This is a genomic window from Streptomyces sp. NPDC057654 (assembly GCF_042800135.1).
Classification (GTDB): domain Bacteria; phylum Actinomycetota; class Actinomycetes; order Streptomycetales; family Streptomycetaceae; genus Streptomyces.
In genome coordinates this window covers 1-1,734 of sequence record NZ_JBHVHQ010001272.1, presented here as the reverse complement: position 1 = coordinate 1,734, position 1,734 = coordinate 1, and the positions used below count along the sequence as shown (strand labels likewise).

At 66.0% G+C, this 1,734-nt stretch carries 1 pseudogene; it reads left to right on the top strand.

The features are described from left to right. Positions 1–50: 50 nt before the first annotated feature. Positions 51–1,666: pseudogene (locus ACFU99_RS42760) on the top strand (ISAzo13 family transposase); the annotation flags it as partial. Between the last annotated feature and the right edge of the window lie 68 nt (positions 1,667–1,734).

The window sequence follows — 1,734 nt, the reverse complement described above, 5'->3', positions numbered from 1 at the left end:
GTAACTGTCAGGTTTGATCTGCGGGTCAGGGCGTAGTGGGAGGCTGGGTTATGACTACGCCTCCGCAACGTCGCTCCCTAACTACCGTACTGCAGGCCAAGTTCGACCAGATCCTCCCGCACCTCGATGAACGGCGCCGCCGGCTCTACCTGGCCAGCGAGGCCGTTGTGCTCGGCCACGGCGGGATCACCGTGGTGGCTGCTGTCTCCGGCATCAGCACCGCCACCATCACCCGCGGCATCGCCGAGTTGGTCGCGCCATCCGCGCCAAACCACCGCATCCGTGCCCCAGGAGCTGGCCGCAAGCCGCTGACAACAACCGACCCCGGGCTGCTGCCGGCCCTCGAGGCGCTGATCGAGCCTCACGCCCGCGGCGATCCGGTCTCCCCGCTTCGCTGGACCACACGGTCTCTGCGCAACCTGGCCCGGGCACTGACCGCCCAGGGCCACCCGATCAGTGCCACGACCGTCGGCCATCTCCTGCACAAGATGGGATACAGCCTGCAAGGCACTGCCAAAACCACCGAAGGCGCCCGCCATCCGGACCGCGACGCCCAGTTCACTCACATCAGCGCCGCGGCCGCTGCTTTCCTCGATGCCGATCAGCCCGTGATCAGCGTGGACACCAAGGCCAAGGAGTGGATCGGCAACCGCGACCGGCCCGGACGTACCTGGCGCCCCGGCAAGGATCCGATCAAGGTGGACTGCCACTCCCACCTCATCGCCGACGACCAGCCGGTTGCCATCCCCTACGGCATCTACGACCTTGCCATCAACGCCGGTTGGGTGAACATCGGAACCGACCATGACACCGCCGCGTTCGCCGTGGAGTCCATCCGTCGTTGGTGGCGCCGGCATGGGCGACTCGATCACCCGCGCGCCACCCGGCTGCTGATCACGGCGGACTCCGGCGGCTCGAACAACCCCCGCTACTGGACCTGGAAGAAGCAACTGCACGCCTTCGCCCACGAGAGCGGCCTGCAGATCACGGTGTGCCACTTTCCTCCCGGGACCTCGAAGTGGAACAAGATCGAGCACCGGATGTTCTGCCTCATCACCGCCAACTGGCGCGGCCAGCCGCTGACCAGCTACCAAGTCGCCATCGAGACGATCGCTGCGTCGACCACCGGGGCTGGCCTGACGATCGGCGCCGAGCTTGACACCGGCAGCTACCCACTGGGCACCACTGTGACGTCGGCCGAGTTCCACGCCCTGCCGATCACGCCCGATGCCTTCCACGGCGAGTGGAACTACACCTTGGCCCACGACTGCGCGAGGCGTTCCCAGGGGCTACCGACCCGCCAACCGATTGATCCGGCCGTGACCTTGATGCTCACCGATCCGGTGTTGACCGGCATGCCGCGCTCGGACTTCGCGCACCTGGTGGAGGTCTCGGAGCCGTACTGGGACGCACTGGCCGAGGCGTTCTTCCAGCGCCGTTTCCACTGCCCGCGCAGCTATCTCCACCCACAGACCAGCAGCCTGGACCACTTCCATCGACTCCTGACCGCATTGCTCCGCCGCCGCGGGGCCGTGACCAGCACCCTCATGGCCCACCTGCTGGGAGTCACCCTTACCAACCTGTCCAACCAATTCCAAGACGGCCACCGGATTCTCGATCTCCACAAGATCGTCGTCACATCGATGTCCGGATCACCTGCACGCACTCTCGACCAACTGAAGGCCCGCCTTGGGTCTGCCGAGAGCAGCACCGCAGATCAAACCTGACAGTTAT